14 protein-coding genes and 1 pseudogene are annotated in these 18111 nt (G+C 40.1%); 12 read left to right on the top strand and 3 right to left on the bottom strand.

Annotated features, from left to right (window positions below; translation table 11 throughout):
- Positions 1–42 precede the first annotated feature (42 nt).
- The 12 genes and pseudogenes from MKZ25_RS17230 to MKZ25_RS17175 form a co-directional block, all read left to right on the top strand.
- Positions 43–483 (top strand): annotated as a pseudogene (locus tag MKZ25_RS17230) (ATP-dependent DNA helicase PcrA); the annotation flags it as partial.
- Between the two features lie 12 nt (positions 484–495).
- Positions 496–2493 (top strand): NAD-dependent DNA ligase LigA, encoded by a 1998-nt coding sequence (gene ligA / locus MKZ25_RS17225; RefSeq protein WP_340802553.1) that lies wholly within the window; start codon positions 496–498, stop codon positions 2491–2493.
- An 18-nt stretch (positions 2494–2511) separates the two neighbouring features.
- Positions 2512–3687 (top strand): CamS family sex pheromone protein, encoded by a 1176-nt coding sequence (locus MKZ25_RS17220; protein ID WP_340802552.1) that lies wholly within the window; start codon positions 2512–2514, stop codon positions 3685–3687.
- Between the two features lie 293 nt (positions 3688–3980).
- The gene (gene gatC / locus MKZ25_RS17215; protein WP_079523753.1) at positions 3981–4271 is read left to right on the top strand and encodes an Asp-tRNA(Asn)/Glu-tRNA(Gln) amidotransferase subunit GatC; all 291 of its coding nucleotides are present in this window, start codon (positions 3981–3983) and stop codon (positions 4269–4271) included.
- Between the two features lie 17 nt (positions 4272–4288).
- Positions 4289–5752, top strand: a complete 1464-nt coding sequence (gene gatA / locus MKZ25_RS17210; RefSeq protein WP_340802551.1) for an Asp-tRNA(Asn)/Glu-tRNA(Gln) amidotransferase subunit GatA — start codon at positions 4289–4291, stop codon at positions 5750–5752.
- 1 nt (position 5753) lies between these two features.
- On the top strand, positions 5754–7199 hold the full coding sequence (gatB, locus tag MKZ25_RS17205) for an Asp-tRNA(Asn)/Glu-tRNA(Gln) amidotransferase subunit GatB (protein WP_340802550.1): 1446 nt from the start codon (positions 5754–5756) through the stop codon (positions 7197–7199).
- A 138-nt stretch (positions 7200–7337) separates the two neighbouring features.
- Positions 7338–8516, top strand: a complete 1179-nt coding sequence (nagA, locus tag MKZ25_RS17200; protein WP_340802549.1) for an N-acetylglucosamine-6-phosphate deacetylase — start codon at positions 7338–7340, stop codon at positions 8514–8516.
- Complete coding sequence (locus MKZ25_RS17195) at positions 8513–9385, top strand: GNAT family N-acetyltransferase (protein WP_340802548.1); 873 nt, start codon at positions 8513–8515, stop codon at positions 9383–9385. Before nagA ends, MKZ25_RS17195 begins: the two co-directional genes overlap by 4 nt.
- Positions 9386–10165: 780 nt before the next feature.
- Positions 10166–11218 carry a Gfo/Idh/MocA family protein gene (locus MKZ25_RS17190; RefSeq protein WP_340802547.1) on the top strand — a complete coding sequence of 351 codons (1053 nt, stop codon included), beginning with the start codon at positions 10166–10168 and terminating at the stop codon, positions 11216–11218.
- Positions 11219–11228: 10 nt separating this feature from the next.
- Positions 11229–11858, top strand: coding sequence for a peptide ABC transporter substrate-binding protein (locus MKZ25_RS17185; RefSeq protein WP_340802546.1), 630 nt, complete (start codon positions 11229–11231; stop codon positions 11856–11858).
- Positions 11855–12829, top strand: a complete 975-nt coding sequence (locus tag MKZ25_RS17180) for a Gfo/Idh/MocA family protein (protein WP_340802545.1) — start codon at positions 11855–11857, stop codon at positions 12827–12829. Before MKZ25_RS17185 ends, MKZ25_RS17180 begins: the two co-directional genes overlap by 4 nt.
- An 83-nt stretch (positions 12830–12912) precedes the next feature.
- Positions 12913–13773: an ROK family protein gene (locus MKZ25_RS17175; protein ID WP_340802544.1), complete on the top strand. Its 861-nt coding sequence runs from the start codon at positions 12913–12915 to the stop codon at positions 13771–13773.
- A 57-nt stretch (positions 13774–13830) separates the two neighbouring features.
- Here MKZ25_RS17175 and putP read toward each other — a convergent pair whose 3' ends face one another.
- The 3 genes from putP to MKZ25_RS17160 form a co-directional block, all read right to left on the bottom strand.
- The gene (putP, locus tag MKZ25_RS17170) at positions 13831–15315 is read right to left on the bottom strand and encodes a sodium/proline symporter PutP (protein ID WP_340802543.1); all 1485 of its coding nucleotides are present in this window, start codon (positions 15313–15315) and stop codon (positions 13831–13833) included.
- Between the two features lie 89 nt (positions 15316–15404).
- Positions 15405–16379: a proline dehydrogenase family protein gene (locus MKZ25_RS17165; RefSeq protein WP_340802542.1), complete on the bottom strand. Its 975-nt coding sequence runs from the start codon at positions 16377–16379 to the stop codon at positions 15405–15407.
- A 301-nt stretch (positions 16380–16680) separates the two neighbouring features.
- A complete protein-coding gene (locus tag MKZ25_RS17160; RefSeq protein WP_340802540.1) occupies positions 16681–17976 on the bottom strand; it encodes a sigma 54-interacting transcriptional regulator in 1296 nt (431 codons plus the stop codon).
- Between the last annotated feature and the right edge of the window lie 135 nt (positions 17977–18111).

Here is an 18111-nt window from a genome sequence, read left to right as displayed (position 1 = left end):
GGGGAAAAGCTGGAGATAACTTCAAAGGCTTACCTATCACCATTCGGCGCGACTCGTGCAGAACAGCGTCTTTACTTGTCTTGCGCGGGCTCCCGTACGATTTTTGGCCGTACAGGATATAATGCTCCATCACGTTTTTTACGTGAAATTGATGAAAATGTGTTAGAGCAAGTTTCAAAAGCAAATACTACATCCTATCGTGATGAATCATTACCATTTAAATCGAACCGTTATGACCGCATGCCGAAGCGTTCACTAGGAAGTGTACAGGCACCTGCTTCCCAAACGTCACGACTGAATTCTACAGGCGGGGATAAGTTTGACTGGAAAGTAGGCGACAAAGCTGCCCATGGTAAATGGGGTGTCGGTATGGTCGTAAGCGTAAAAGGTGAGGGTGATGGTATGGAACTGGACATCGCTTTCCCGTCACCGACTGGAATAAAACGTCTGCTTGCAAAGTTTGCGCCGATTACAAAAGCTTAGGAGGAACAGTTGATGAATGAAATAGAACAAAGAATTGCGGAATTGAACAAGCTTCTTCATGAGTACGGCTATGCGTATTATGTGCTGGATAAACCGGTAGTGGAAGATAGTGTATATGATCAGCTTTTACATGAACTTATCGCATTAGAAGAAGCAAATCCGGAATTTATTTATCCTGATTCTCCTACTCAGCGTGTCGGTGGCATGGTATTGGAAGGTTTTAAAAAGGTAACGCATGAAACAGCAATGCTTAGTCTGTCGAATGCTTTCAATGAAGAAGATTTGCGTGATTTCGACCGGAAAATCGAGCAGGCAATAGGTAAAAATTATTCTTATGTATGTGAGCTAAAAATCGATGGTTTGGCTATTTCCCTGCGCTATGAAAACGGGGGATTTGTACAAGGTGCTACACGCGGTGACGGAACAGTAGGGGAAGACATTACAGCAAACCTGAAAACGATCCGTGCCATTCCTTTACGTTTAAAGGAACCAGTAACATTAGAAGTACGCGGCGAAGCCTATATGCCGAAAAAATCTTTTGAGAAGCTCAATGAGCGTCGTACTGAAAATGGCGAAGAGCTATTTGCAAATCCACGGAACGCGGCAGCAGGATCATTGCGTCAATTAGACCCGAAAATTGCGGCAAGCCGAAATTTATCGACGTTTATATATGCAGTTGGCGGTGACGGAGAAAGCTATGGCATCGACGGGCATTGGGAAATGCTCAAGTATTTGGAGGAGCTAGGTTTTCCGTCAAATAAAGAGCGTGAGTATTGCGAAACTATTGAGGATGTTTTGGCGTTTATAGAAAAGTGGACTAAAGCACGCCCAAATTTATCGTATGAGATTGATGGCATCGTCATCAAAGTAAACCGCTATGCGCACCAAGATGAGCTTGGCTATACGGCAAAATCACCGCGCTGGGCGATTGCCTACAAATTCCCGGCTGAAGAAGTTATAACTAAATTATTGGATATTGAACTGACGGTAGGTCGCACGGGGGTTATTACCCCAACGGCAATCTTAACACCGGTACTTGTAGCGGGAACTACTGTGAGCCGTGCATCATTGCACAATGAAGACCTGATCCGTGAAAAGGACATTCGAATTGATGATACGGTCATCGTACGAAAAGCGGGTGATATTATTCCGCAAATTGTGGGGGTCGTTCTGGAGCAGCGACCGGATGAAGCCGTACCGTATAAAATGCCGACCAATTGCCCTGCATGTAATGAAGAAGTTGTACGCATTGATACTGATGTAGCACTGCGCTGCGTGAATCCACAATGTCCTGCGCAAATCGCGGAAGGTGTGAAGCATTTCGTTTCCCGTAATGCGATGAATATCGACGGCCTTGGAGAAAAGGTAGTGGAGCAGCTGTTGCGCGAAGGCTATATTCAAGATGTAGCGGGATTGTATGAACTCACAGTAGAGCAACTGATCAATCTGGAGCGAATGGGGCAAAAATCGGCGACGAATTTAGTTGAAGCGCTAATTCAGTCAAAGGACAATTCGCTGGAACGATTACTGTTCGGTCTCGGTATTCGCCATGTAGGGGAAAAAGCAGCCAAGATTTTGGCGGCACATTTTGAAACAATTGATGCACTAATGGTTGCGACCGAGGAAGAATTGAAAGATATCCATGAAATTGGCGATAAAATGGCTGAATCAATTGTCGCATATTTTGCCAACGAGCAAGTGCAGCAATTGATTGAACGCTTAAAGGAATTTGGCTTAAATATGTCCTATAAAGGCAAGAAAATTGTCGTGGAAGCCGGGACGAATCCTTTTGCAGGAAAAACAATTGTACTGACAGGTAAATTACAGCAATTGACACGTAACGAAGCAAAGGTGAAAATAGAACAGTTAGGTGGTACGGTTGCAGGGAGTGTCAGTAAAAAAACAGACCTTGTAATTGTCGGAGAAGATGCAGGCTCTAAGCTTGAAAAGGCTCAAAGCTTGGGCATCGAAATTTGGGATGAAGTGCGCCTAATCGAACAATTAATATAGTAAAGGGGACTTGCTCTCATGAAACGTTATCGCTGGATACCTGCGATAATTGTAGCGGCGATGTTGTCAGCGTGTGCACCAAACCTCACACCTGAAACAGAACTGACGCAAGAATCAGATACAGAACAAGCAGTGGAAACAACAATTATCCCGAATATGCAAATAAACGATAAATTTTATCGTATATTGATTCCATATAAGGAAAGTGCAAGCCGTGGTTTAGTTGTTTCCAATATTTATACGAAGTACGATATGAAGGAAGTCGAGACAGGCTTAATGCGTATTTCACAAAATCATTTCGATACGGAAGACCATTATTTTCAGGAAGGTCAGTATTTAGATGAAGAAACATTGAAATACTGGTTAGCCCGTCCAAACCAAACAGAAGACAAAGGACCGGAGTACCAAGGTTTAAACCCGTCAAGCGTTGATGAGACAACAGGCGAGGAAATGGAACCGACAGTAAAAGCGACAGAAGCACCTGTTTATTTGGCACATATTGTGGAACAGAACTATTTAACAAAAACTGACGAAAATAAAGTAAAGCTGGCGGGTGTTTCGATCGGTTTAGCTCTAAATTCAGTTTACTATTATCAAAAAGAGCAGTATGGAGAATTTTTTGAAGAAAAAATTCCCGATGCAAAAATAGAAGCGGAAGGTAAAAAAATAGCGCAGGAAGTGATTAATCGATTGCGTGCCCGTCCGGAACTGGCAGATATTCCGATTGTCATTGCTCTATTTAAACAAGCTGAAAGAAATGCGATTGTACCGGGTACGTATACCGATTATAATTTCGCGGATAATGGAAAGACGGAATTGGGTGAATGGAAAGCAATCGATGAGAAGTACGTTACTTTCCCGATGACTTCGCCGGATGATGTATATCGTGATCTGAATACGAAATTCCAGAACTTCAAACAGGATGTCGACAAATATTTCTCGAACTTCACAAGTGTGTTTGCGACTGGCTTTTACCAAAACAAAAAAGTGCAGAAGCTGGATATCGAAATCCCGATTCAGTTTTACGGAACAGCTGAAATTACAGGATTCACCCAGTATTTAACCGGCTTAATGCTCAATCATTTACCGCTTGACCTGTATATTTCGGTAAGTATCACCTCCGTTAACGGACCGGAAGTACTAATTATTAAAGAACCAAATGAAGATGAGCCTTTTGTTCATATTTATGAGTAAAATCTTACGAAAAATACCATACTTTTACGAGTGTGGTATTTTCTTTTTGTACAGAATATCTACTTCACTACGTTAATGCGTTAATTTGGCGAAAAATCGTCATAAGTGGGGGATTGTTTGCTGGATTTTTTCCTAAAGCGGAGATTTTTACAAGGAAAAATGTTATCATTATGGGCATGGTTTATGTAGAATCAGCGGGTATCCAAAACAATCACTGACTCCACATATAGCCCCGGCGGATGATCCGGATTTTGCCGAGGTATATTTGATTCGACAATTTGGAGGTGTAACAAATGGCAAACATTTCGAAAGAAGAAGTAAAACACGTAGCACACTTAGCACGACTTGCTATTACAGAAGAGGAAGCAGAGAAATTTGCTGAACAATTAGGTAAAATTACTGATTTCGCAGAGCAGTTAAATGAATTAGATACAACAAATGTAGAACCGACTTCACATGTTTTACCTTTAGTGAACGTACTTCGCGAGGACGTAGCAAAAGAAGGCTTACCTCTTGAAAAAGTAATGCTGAACGTAAAAGAACAAGAAGCAGGTCAAATTAAAGTACCATCAATTATGGAGTAATAGGAGGAACCACTCGCATGACAGTATTTGAGCGCACATCAGCACAATTGCAAGAGAGCTTAAAGTCGGGTGAACTAACAATTGCGGATTTAACAAAAGAAGCGTTTGACCGCATTGAAAAGTTGGACGGCGATGTACAAGCTTTTTTAGCATTAAATAAAGAACAAGCAACTGCAAAAGCAGCTGAATTAGATCAAGTTCCTTTTGAGGAGCGCGGTCCATTATTCGGTATGCCGATTGGCGTAAAGGATAACATCGTAACAGAAGGATTGGAAACAACATGTGCTTCTAAAATTCTGGAAGGCTTTATGCCGATTTACGATGCAACAATCGTAAAAAAATTACGTGATGCAGGTATGATCACAGTCGGTAAATTGAACATGGATGAATTCGCAATGGGTTCTTCAAACGAAAACTCGGCTTATAAAACAACTAAAAACCCATGGAATCTTTCACATGTACCAGGTGGTTCTTCAGGTGCATCTGCAGCAGCAGTTGCAGCGGGTGAAGTACCATTTTCACTAGGTTCTGATACGGGTGGATCAATCCGTCAACCAGCAGCTTACTGTGGTGTTGTAGGAATGAAACCTACATATGGTCGTGTATCTCGTTTTGGTTTAGTTGCATTCGCATCTTCTTTAGACCAGATCGGACCAATTACGCGCAATGTAAAAGACAATGCATTATTACTTGAAACAATCTCAGGTGTAGACGAAATGGATTCAACTTCTGCAGATGTTCCGGTACCAAACTATGCAGCCGCTTTAGACGGTAATATTAAAGGCTTGAAAATTGCTGTACCAAAAGAATTCCTAGGTGAAGGCGTTGGCGAAGCAGCAAAACAGTCGGTTCTTGATGCATTGGAAGTATTAAAAGGATTAGGTGCTACAGTAGAAGAGGTATCATTACCACACTCTAAATACGCATTAGCAGCTTATTACATTCTTTCTTCATCAGAAGCATCTTCAAACCTTTCCCGTTTCGATGGTATTCGTTACGGCTACCGTTCAGAAAACGCGAAAAACTTATTGGAGCTGTACAAACAATCTCGTGCTGAAGGTTTCGGCGACGAGGTGAAACGTCGTATTATGCTTGGAACATATTCATTATCAGCAGGTACGTATGATGCTTACTACAAAAAAGCACAACAGGCACGTACTTTAATTAAAGCCGATTATGACAAAGTGTTTGAAAACTACGATGTTATCATCGGGCCAACTGCACCAACACCGGCATTCGCTATTGGTGCAAACATTGATGACCCAATGACAATGTACGCAAACGATATTTTAACAATTCCAATCAACTTAGCAGGTGTACCGGCAATTTCAGTTCCATGCGGTTTTGAAAACGGATTACCATTAGGTTTACAAATTATCGGTAAGCATTTCGATGAAGAAACACTTTACCGTGTGGCATATGCTTATGAGCAACAAACAGATTTCGCTAAACAAACTCCAGCATTATGGGAGGTAAAATAAAATGAACTTTGAAACAGTCATTGGCTTAGAGATTCACGTTGAGTTAAAAACAAACTCAAAAATCTTCTCTAGCAGTCCGAACCACTTTGGGGCGGAACCAAATACAAATACAACAGTAATCGACCTTGGTTATCCGGGTGTTTTACCAGTATTAAATAAACAAGTAGTAGATTACGCAATGCGTGCTTCTTTAGCATTAAACATGGAAATCGAACAAGAAACTAAGTTCGACCGTAAAAACTACTTCTATCCGGACAATCCGAAAGCTTACCAAATTTCACAATTTGATAAGCCAATCGGTAAAAACGGCTGGGTAGAAATCGAAATTCCAGCTAAAGGTGATACACCAGGCTACAAAAAGAAAATCGGTATTACACGTCTTCACATGGAAGAAGATGCTGGTAAATTAACACATGCTGACGGCTATTCTTTAGTGGACTTAAACCGTCAAGGTACGCCATTAGTAGAAATCGTTTCTGAGCCGGATATCCGTACGCCGGACGAAGCCTATGCTTATCTTGAAAAAGTAAAATCAATCATCCAATATACAGGCGTTTCTGACGTACGTATGGAAGAAGGTTCGCTTCGTTGTGATGCGAATATTTCTATTCGTCCATACGGTCAAGAAGAGTTCGGTACAAAAACTGAGCTTAAAAACTTAAACTCATTCAACTTTGTACGTCGTGGTTTAGAGCACGAAGAAATCCGCCAAGCAGAAGTATTGATGGCTGGTGGCGTTATTGAGCAGGAAACACGCCGTTTTGATGAGAAAACAGGTAAAACAATCCTTATGCGTGTTAAAGAAGGTACAGATGATTACCGTTACTTCCCAGAGCCGGACTTAGTGCGTCTTTCAATTTCGGATGAATGGGTAGAACGCGTACGCAACGAAATTCCTGAATTACCGGATGCACGTAAAGCACGTTATGTTTCTGAATTAGGTTTAAATGATTATGATGCAAACGTACTTGTAGTAAACAAAGAGATTTCCGATTTCTTTGATGTAACTGTAAATGCCGGTGCTGATGCGAAGTTATCGGCTAACTGGTTAATGGGTGATATTTCTGCATACTTAAACGCTGAGCAAAAAGAGTTGAAAAATACAGCTCTAACACCTGAAAACTTGGCAGGTATGGTGAAATTAATTACAGACGGTACCATTTCTTCTAAAATCGCGAAAAAAGTATTCACTGAGCTAGTAACAAACGGTGGAGACGCGGCGAAAATCGTGAAGGAAAAAGGCTTAGTCCAAATTTCTGATCCGGAAGTAATCCGTGGTTTCGTAACAACAGTTCTTGATAATGATGCAAAATCGGTGGAAGACTTCAAAGCTGGTAAAGACCGTGCGATTAAAGCACTTCTTGGCCAAATTATGAAAGCTTCTAAAGGTCAGGCAAACCCGCAATTAACAAACCAAATCTTAATGGAAGAAATTAATAAACGTTAATTTCTATCTGAGAAACGGCAGTCCAATCTTTAACTGGACTGCCGTTTTATTTTGTTCTAATAGGAATTTTCTTGAAAAATGACAAGTATAGGAGAATAATGAGAAATATATAAGGCGAGATAGAGGAGGGAAATGTTCATGGAAAAGACATGGTGTATTGGACCACTCCAAATTGTGAGGGAACAGCGGATAGATGAAGATTGTTATGCCGTTATTGAAGGCAAAAAAATAGTCCGGTTCTGTAAAAAAAACGAATTGCCTGAACAAATCGATTATGTGGAAACAAAGGCTGCGTATAAAATGATGCCGGGAATGATTGACCAGCATATTCACGGAATGTCGGGTGCTGACGTTATGGACGGAACGGAAAGCAGTCTAAATACAATCAGTACTGCACTCGCAAAATACGGGGTAACAACCTTTTTAGCAACAACGATGACCGCTTCAGAAACTCAGATCGAGCGCGTAGTACAATCGATTGCCAATACGAAGAACAATGTAAAAGGTGCCAAAGTTGCCGGCATCCATTTAGAAGGTCCTTTCATTAACCCGGTTCAAAAAGGGGCACAGTCCGATCGGTTTATAATAAAGCCTTCTGTAGAAATATTTGACCATTTAAACGCTTCTTCCCAAAATGAAATAAAGCTTATTACTTTAGCAGCAGAGTTAGATGAAGACCTTAAGCTTTCAACATACTTAAAAAACAAAGGGATTGTTGCATCCATTGGTCATTCCGATGCCAAATATGCCGAGACAAAGGCATTGTTGGAACAGCAGCTTATTCAGAATGCCACCCATTTCTGCAATGGAATGAGACCGATTCATCACCGAGAGCCTGGCTTGCAGGTCGCTTTACTGCAAAGTGAGTGTATGCTGGAAATTATTGCTGACGGTTTTCATATTCACCCGGACATGATTCGCTTTATTTACGACACGATCGGTGAAGACCGAATGATATTAATATCAGACAGTATGCGGGCAACCGAATTAGCAGACGGTATTTATGATTTAGGTGGACAACAAGTTCGTGTAGAAGAAGGCTTGTGTAAATTAGTCGAAAGTGATGCACTTGCGGGAAGTACGCTCAATTTAAACAGGTCCAGAAAAAATATGAAAGAGTGGCTTGGGTTGTCGGATATGACACTGGCTAAGCTGACTTCAATAAACAGCGCAAAATTGTTGGGATTATTTGGAAGTAAAGGGTCGATTGAAATCGGAAAAGATGCGGATTTTTATATCGTAAATGAAAACGAAGATGTTATATTAACTGTTTCAGAAGGAGAGATTATTTATGAGAAAAAGGATGGGTGGATGTGAATTTTGTTAAAGGAGAGGCTGTGCGCCTTAACCCCCAGTTGAAAAAGAGTTTCTTTAAACTGGCAAATGATACTTTTGGTCTGGATTTCGAACAATGGGATGAGCAGGGATATTGGAACGATACATACAGCCCCTATGCTTTTGAAGTGGGTGGAGAAATAATAGCAAATGTTTCTACGAGTAGCGGAACGATGATTTTGGATGGAAGGCAGTATAAAGCTGTTCAAATCGGGACTGTTATGACAAATCCTAAATTCCAAGGGAAAGGATTATCGCGTCAGCTTATGGATAAGGTGTTGGAGGATCATATGAGTGCCCAGATCATCTACCTATTCGCGAATAAAACAGTATTGGATTTTTATCCGAAATTCGGTTTTGAGACGCGTATACAATCTACATTTACTGTGGATAAAAAAGATATTGAGGCGGTTCATGCAGAAGTAAAGAAAGTGAACCTGGATGATAAACCTACAAGAAATCTATTTTATGAAACAACGGTGTTCAGAAAATCTGTCAGTCAGAAAATGAGTATGGTTAATAATGAAAATATCGTGATGTTCCATGCATTAACACAATACTGGGACTGTATTTACTATGTTCCCAAGTTTCAGGCGTTTGTCATTTTGAATGAAACAGCCGAGCATGCCGAGTTAGTCGACGTGATTTCTAAAGAGCAGGTTGACGTACAGGAAATACTCGGTTGCTTACCTATACAATCCGAAAAAATCAGACTTTGCTTTACACCGGATAATTTACAGATTCCTGTTATCCAAAATGTGCTCATCGAAGAGGGAGCAATGTTTGTTAAAAATCAAAAAGATATTAAGTATCCGAACAATGTGCTTTATCCGTATAGTGGTCTGGCATAAAGAAATGGGGGTCCGCGAAAGTCTAGCGGGCCTCCATTTTGCGGTTAAACAAATACGCAAACCGCGCTATTACATGGCGATGCATCTTTAAAGATTTTGAATGTAACATGAAAGGAAACATTATCTGTTCACAGGCAGGTGAAGGAGTTTGCAAAATGCTTTAATAAGGAAACTATAATTATAAGGGTCGGACAGGGAACAGCATTATTAAATACAGCGGCCCATGCTCATAAATTACTTTGCTATCCCCGCGTATCCATTGAGCACATACTTGACATGGATGTAAATGGGGAAATTACAGCTGTAGTTCGGTGAAAGGGTTGTAGTTATCGGGTTAGGTGTAATCGACCGAATGTTTGCAACGATATGTACAGCAGAAACTTATGACATAATCTGCTATGAACCTAATGGAAAAAGAGCTGAAATGCTGAAAGTTACACCGGGTATTAAAATTTTTCGGATTTAAATGAAATGGAACAGCATATTTTGGATTATACGAAGAGGATGGTATAAATGCTGTTCACTCACTCAGGTGCTGGTGGCCAGGCCGTTATGACGCACGCTATGTAAGAGAAGTGTTTGACTATCCGTATCATTATGTTCGCTAAACGGAAGGATACAATCTGGCAGCCTCAATCCGTTTACTGGAACGAAAAGCGATCGATGTTTCTGACTTTGTGCAAATGGAAATTCCTTTTGATAATTCAGCCGGTGTGTATGACATATTAGAGAGCAGTGAGGCATTGACCGCCATCATTGAATAGTCGGGAGGGAATTAACATGTTAAAGGTTGGTGTAATTGGAGGAGGATCCATTTCCGAGTACCATTTAAAACCTTATTTTGAAAATCCCAATGTAGAGATTGTTGCGATCTGTGATAGTGATGAACGAAGGCTGCATGCGTTAGGCAAAAAATATTTCGTAGAGAGTTTATATTCAAAAGTGAGTGATTTTCTTGCAAACGAGGAAATTGATGCAATCAGTATTTGTACATGGAATAATTCCCATGCAGAAATTGCCATTCAGGCACTAAAAAAAGGTAAGCATGTTCTACTTGAAAAACCATTAAGCTTAACGCTTGATGAAGCTTATGCAGTAGAAGCAGCGGTAAAAGAGTCGAATAAGATATTACAAGTTGGCTATGTACGTAGATTTGCAACAAATGTAGGCGTTCTCAAAAAATTTATTGATGCAGGTGAACTGGGTGAGATTTATTATGCGAAGGCTTCATGCTTACGCCGATTAGGGAATCCGGGAGGTTGGTTCAGTGATATAAAAAGATCCGGCGGCGGGCCTTTAATTGATTTAGGAACGCATATGATCGACCTTTGCTGGTACTTAATGGGTAAACCAAAACCAATTTCAGTTACAGGTAATACGTACAAAAAACTGGGGAACCGCGCCCATATTGAAAACCTATCTTTCTATAAGGCGGCAGATTATGACGCCGAACATAATGATGTGGAAGACCTTGCGAATGCCCTCATTCGTTTTGAAAACGGTGCTTCCCTATATGTGGATGTAAGTTTTACACTACATGCAAAACAAGATGAAGTATCCGTAAAACTTTATGGTGAAAATGGCGGGGCGGAAGTAGAACCGGAGCTGGCAATTATAAAAGAGCAGCATGACACAATTTTAAATATTACACCACAAATAGATTTATTAAGTTTCGATTTTACAGGTTCATTCATCAATGAGATTAATCATTTTGTGGAGTGCTGTATTAATAATGTGCAGCCTATTTCTACGGTGGAAGACGGGGTTGAAGTGACGAAAATGTTGGCGGCGATTTATGAATCGGCTGCAACAAATCAAGAAATAAAATTGTAGGTGATTACTAGTGAAAATCGTATTGGAAAAAGACCGGCAGCTACTTATGCATTCTCCGCTGTACCGATTTACAAATGAGAACAGCGACGAGCCTAATACCGTAACAATTCTGCAACATCCTGCAGCAGACGCCTATAAGCCATTCTCCATTTCTGATAAACAAGGCTGGATTTACTTCGATTTATGGTCATATTCATTTGCCATTCAGTTATATGAAGTGTTGAAAGCACATGATTCGGTAAAAGGCGTCCTGCGACTGCGGAGAACGACGGATAATTTTTCATATATAGAAGAAGACATCTTTGCTTTATCTCTATGGTTTGGAACCGTTCAAAACGTATCGGTACGTTCGAATGAAATCGGAGAGAATCATTATACGATCGTTCTTTGTGAATTCGGTGAATCAATCATGGCCCATTTAGAATACCGGACGGGTCAGGACCGTATTGAATTTGAATGGAGCAGCCATTTGCATATTGCAGAGTTTGATAGTTTACAAATGACGGGTGACAGTGACAACAATCAAAACTTGTTTAAAAATATAGATGCAGTTCGTCGGTATGCGGTTCAATGGAATGATGCCTATGATGAAAAGTTGGCTGCTGTTCAACTGCTCCTACAAAGAGGTGAACTGCGATGAACATTGGTATTATGAGCTTTGCCCATATTCATGCTACGAGCTATGCAACGGCAATTCAGCGTATACCCGGCACGAAACTTACCGCTATTTTTGATACGGATATGACGAGAGGGGAAAAGGCTAGTAAGCAATATGATGTACCATTTTTTGCAGATATGAATGTATTCTTAGCAGAAGATATCGATGTTGTGCTCATTTGCAGTGAAAATGTGTTTCATAAAGAAATGGTCATTGCGGCAGCAAAGGCAAAAAAACATATCTTATGTGAAAAACCGATTGCTACAAATATTGATGATGCAAAAGAGATGATCGATGTATGTAAAGAAAACGGTGTGCATCTGTCAATCGCTTATCCGGTCCGGTACAGTGCGCCTATCCGGGATTTGAAGGCAGCGATTGATGCAGGTGAACTTGGAGAAATTGTTGCTATCCGTTCGACTAACCGCGGGCAAAACCCGGGTGGATGGTTTGTCGATGAAGAGTTGGCAGGTGGTGGCGCGGTATTGGATCATACCGTCCATATGGTAGATATTATGCGCTGGTATATGAACAGCGAAGCAAAAGAGATTACAGCATTTGCAAACAACTATTTTACCGAACTCGGTACGGATGATGCCGGAATCATGACAATTGTATTTGATAATGGAGTGATTGCTTCACACGATGCAAGCTGGTCACGGTTCCCGGAATTTCCGACATGGGGTGACGCGATGATTGAAGTAATCGGAACGAAAGCAACGCGAAAAGTCGATGTGTTTAACGAGAAGCTTAACTTGTATGGGAAGGGCAGTAAATCGCTCACACATTTATATAGCGGAAATGATACCGACTTCGATTTAATTGTCGACTTTCTAAATTCGATTCAGCAACAAGAACAGCCGCTTATTTCCGGCTATGATGGGTTGAAATCTCTGGAAATTGCGCTGGCAGCATATGAATCAAACAACAGAAAGCAAGCAGTAAAACTATAGGACAATTCAAAGCATACTCGTAGCGGGTACTTGGCTATACCATTTGAAAAGACTACGGAATTTTTGTAAAGCAGGTGGACTAAATGTGGATTTTAAGTGCTGATATCGGAGGGACAAAACTGGCACTTGCTTTATCGAAGCAAGAACAACCGGAAAAACTGATAAAGCAAATGGAAGTAAAGAGTCCCCAGCAATCTGAACCATTATTTGATGCAATTATTTCAGGTTTTCATAAGCTTCTGGAAGGTGAAGAGGGGGACGTTATAAAAGTTGCGGTCGGTTTACCCGGAATATTAGATTTACAACAAGGGCTTGTAGTATTTCAGCAAAACTTGCCATGGCGTAATTTTCCGCTTGTCCAAAGACTTGAGAAAGCATTTCCGAAAGCTGAAGTTTTTATGGAGACCGATATGATGACAGCAGCAAACGGGGAATATAAAATCCGTCAATTTAAAAAAGAGACATTCATTTATATCACGATCAGTACAGGAATTGCTTGCTGTACCATTCATGATGGGAAGTTTTTAAGAGGTGCCGGAGTTCCCGGTGAAATCGGCTTTTCGTTAACAAGTACAGATGCCTATTTTGAAGAAGTATGTTCCGGACCTGGTTTATTAAAGAATTTACAGCAGAAAACAAATGAAGAAAGAACATTACAGCAGTTTTTTGACCTCTACTATGAAAAGGATAAACGTATTGTACCGCTCATCCAAAAATGGCAGCAGGAAATCGCCCGAAAAATTCATAGTTTCATTCTATTAGTAGATCCGCATGTTGTTGTACTAGGCGGAGGCGTTATGAATCATCATCCGCAAATTGTTGATGAAATTTCCGGTTTAGTTGATCAGTATTTTAGCCATCCATTCTTTGAACATAAAAAAGGCAGAGTGCAGGCAAGCATAAATAAAGGTAATGCAGGACTCATAGGTGCAGCGTTGCTATAAAATTAAAAAGAAGCAGTCAGATTTTTTCTGACTGCTTCTTCTACCGTTATATTGATGTTATTGCTCTTCTTTTAAAATACGCTGAGTTTCATTGAACTCTTCTTCGATTTCCGCATTTGGTTTATATGTCAGCATACTTACAACAACTGCAACGACTAAACACGCGATAAAGCCAGGTACAATCTCATAAAGCATGCTTGTTAAACTATCCGTACGTCCCCATACGAATGCAACTGCAGCACCGGCTACCATTCCGGCAAGTGCTCCATAGTTTGTAAGCTTGCGCCAGAATAGAGAAAGTAAAATGATTGGACCGAATGCTGCACCGAAACCGGCCCATGCGAATGCTACCAGCCCTAATATTGTGCTTTCAGGATTCCATGCAACAATTGCCGCAAAGATAGATACGAAAAGTACAGCGACACGACCTAAAAATACGTAATGTTTATCTGTCGCAGTTTTGTTGAATAAAGCTTTATAAATATCTTCAATGAGTGCTGAAGAAGTAACGATTAATTGTGACGAAATTGTACTCATAACTGCTGCCAGAATTGCTGCAAGTACAATCCCTGCGATGAATGGATGGAATAGAATTTGCCCTAATACGATAAATACCGTTTCAGCATCTTTCAATTCCGTACCTTGCTGCTGGAAGTATGCTACACCGACCAATGCTGTTGCAAGGGCACCTATTAAACTGAAAATCATCCAGCCAATACCGATACGGCGCGCGCTTTTCGTTTCTTTTACAGATGAAATCGCCATAAAGCGTACGATGATATGCGGCTGACCAAAGTAACCAAGCCCCCATGCAAGAGAAGAAATAATAGCCGCAGCTGTTACAGTAGATGGAAGAAGGCTGAACATTTCCGGATCTACTGCTTTAATAGAATCGACCGTTTCTCCAATACCGCCAGTTAAGAAAATTCCGAAAACAGGAACCGCAATTAATGTAACAAGCATAATTAGACCTTGAATTACATCCGTATAACTTACTGCCAGGAATCCGCCAAATAACGTGTAGGCCACAACTACGGCAGATACGAATAAAAGACCTGTATGATAATCCATTCCGAATGAGCTTTCGAAAAACTTACCGCCGGATACCATTCCGGAAGATACATAGAATGTAAAGAATATTAAAATGATAATTCCCGATGCGATACGCAATAGTTTTGTATTATCACGTAAACGGTTATCCAAATAACTTGGAATTGTAATGGAATCCTTTGTTACTTGTGTATAAACTCGTAAACGAGGTGCTACTAGTAACCAGTTTAGATAAGCACCGATTGTTAATCCGATTGCAATCCATGCTTCCACAAGTCCTGATAAATAGATTGCACCTGGAAGCCCCATTAACAGCCAGCCAGACATATCCGCTGCACCGGCACTTAATGCTGTTACAGCTGCACCTAGACCACGCCCGCCTAACATATAATCTGTCAGGTTGCTAGTTTTTCTGAAGGCATACCAACCGATACCGAGCATTGCAATCATGTAAAGAATAATGGCCAACAACTGATAGCTATAATCCGACATAAAGACAACTCCTTTATTGATAATTTTTGACTAGTTTAACATGCTTCAATAGATGGGCGTCAACGCAATAAAATATGGCGCATCTGTACTTATCTATACTTTTTAGACATACGTCCAGCTAAAAATGCACCTGCTGCAACTGCTAAAATTGTATTTGTTTTTTTCGTAAATACTTGTTTTGTGACAAGAGTCATGTTTTGCGGGCGTTCAGCTAAACGGCGCATAAAGTAGCCGTACCAATCATTACCAAACGGTACATACGTACAGAAGTTGTATCCTTCTTTTGCAAGACTCAACTGCATTTCTTTACGGAAGCCATAAAGCATTTGGAACTCGAATTTATCATTCGGAACATTATGCATTTCGACAAATTGTTTTACATGATTAATTACATTATGGTCATGTGTTGCAATCGAAGTGAATTTGCCATGTAGTAAATGGTATTCAATTTGATCTATAAATTTGCGGTCAATATCGGCTTTATTTTGATAAGCGACAGATTCATCTTCTTTGTATGCGCCTTTTACGAGACGTAAACGGTAATCTTTAAAGCGTTCGACATTTTCATCCGACTCGAAAAAGTATGCTTGAATTACTGTACCGACATTATTGTATTCAGCATGGATCTTTTCCAATAGTTCAAATGAAGGATGTAGCCGAGCATAGTTTTCCATATCAAAATTAACGAAAATCTGATATTCATTTGCCAATGCAACAATCTCTTTTAAATTTTCATAGCAAAATTCAAAATCAATATCCAACCCTAACTGAGAAGGTTTCAAAGAGATGTGTGCTTCAAGATTTTCACTGTGAATGCGTTCGATTACGGCTAAAATTTGTTCTTTTGCAGCAAGTGCAGCAGACTTCTCAAATACAAATTCCCCCAGATTATCGACAGTGCAAGAAATACCCTGTGCATTTAAATGCTTGATGCTTTCTATCACTTCATCGATATTTGTACCTGCAACGACACTTTGCGCCCCCAGCTTAAATCCGTATTTTTGGGCTGCAGAATTTAATGTTTGATTTTCTGAAAGTGCGATAAAAAAATCTTTTAATGACATTTTAATCAATCCCCCTGCGATTAAAAAAGTATTTTATTGTTATTGAGGTGAGTATAAAACAAAATAATCAAAAAAGGAAATAAATTTTGAAAGGTTTAGTGTTTGCTAGAAGGGAAAGTGAGGAATAGCAACAGTTTTTAGTGCGAAAAAATTTTGCCGAAATACTTTATTAAAACGTTTACATTCTCTAAAATACGCAGTTTACATATAGTGCAATAAAATTATGCACAACGTGAAATGAAAAAGAGACCCTCAAGTTAAGGGCCTCTCTAATGGTAAAAAATAGAATAAATTACCAAATCTATTTACGTTTTAAACGATATTGTAAACCTTGACGGTGGATGCCCAGTGCTTTAGCTGTTTGTGAAATATTTCCATCATTCAGCTGTAATGCATGTGAAATATAATAATCTTCAACTTTACGCATATATTCATCAAGAGGCTGCAATGTTTGTCCGGAGAAGTCGAATAATTTTTGCTGCTCTGAAGTATGTGGCTCTGCTTGCTGGAGTTTCCACTTGAAATATGCTGGAATATGGATAAGTTCGACATATTCTTCCGTTGTTAGCAATGCGCTAATATCATCGAGCAATACTTCAAGTTCTTTTAAATTTCCCGGCCAGTCATAGTTCATAAATATTTCCTCGATTTCAGGTGCCAATCCTTTAACAGGACTGCCATATGCAATGCGTCGGCGAGCAAAATAATCGTCCACGAAAGGTTTGATGTCTTCACGGCGCTCACGTAATGCCGGTACTTGAATCGTTAAGTTGGAAAATAAGTAATACAGATTTTTGGAAAGTTGACCTTTCTGAATTAAATCAATCGGATCTTCACCAATACTTGCAATAAATACATGATTACGTTCGGAATGTTTTTCCAGAAGCTCCACGATGCGATTTTGTGCTTCATCTGATAAAAACTCAATCCGCTCGGCAAAAAACGTATAGTTTTTTTCCTCGGCAATATATTTCTCGATTTGAGCGAGCAATGTTTCTTCATTGCGGCGGCAAATCAATGTAATAAAGCGTTCGTTTTTTTCTGCCAGCTCATGATGAATACCTTCTGCAATCATATCTTTCCCTGTCCCTGATTCACCGACAAGCATGACCGGAATCCGGCCTAGCGCGGCAATTTTTGCTTGCTGGATGACTTGCTTCATCGATTTTGAGACAGCGGTAATAATATCAAAAGTTAATGGAGCCCCGTAACGACTTAAAGGCCGGTCCATTAAAAACTCCTGCTGTGTAATGTCGCGGGAAAATTGAATGGCGATTTTCGTTCCGTCATTAAGGGTATATGGATAATAGTCATTCATCATGGTCACTTCTTCACCACGGGCATTCCAGAACGTTTGCTTAATATGTTTGAAACTTTGACCCGAAGCTAAAACTTTTTGCAGCATATTTTGCTCCAAGTTAAAGTCAAGTGACTGTGATAAAAAGCGCTGTGTAATTTGTTCAAGTGATTCACCGGTAAGTTCGCGCATTTTTTTGTTGTAAACGATGACTCGTCCATTTTCGTCGATAGCGCAAAGTCCGGTTTCTATTTTTTCGATCAAAAATTCAAAAACACTAGAGCGATCTAGTTGATTCATGCGGTGTAACCCCCTCCAATTCATTTTATCATGTGACTGTCGAAATGAGATAATTTGCGTAATTTAGAAAAAATAATTGCTTTAAGCAATATTATATTGCATAATTCAAATTAAGAAACATAAAATGATGCAAAA

Origin of the sequence: Solibacillus sp. FSL W7-1464 (assembly GCF_038004425.1) — a bacterium.
GTDB lineage: Bacteria > Bacillota > Bacilli > Bacillales_A > Planococcaceae > Solibacillus.
The sequence above is the reverse complement of the archived record's forward strand: the minus strand, read 5'-3'. Positions and strand labels throughout refer to the sequence as shown.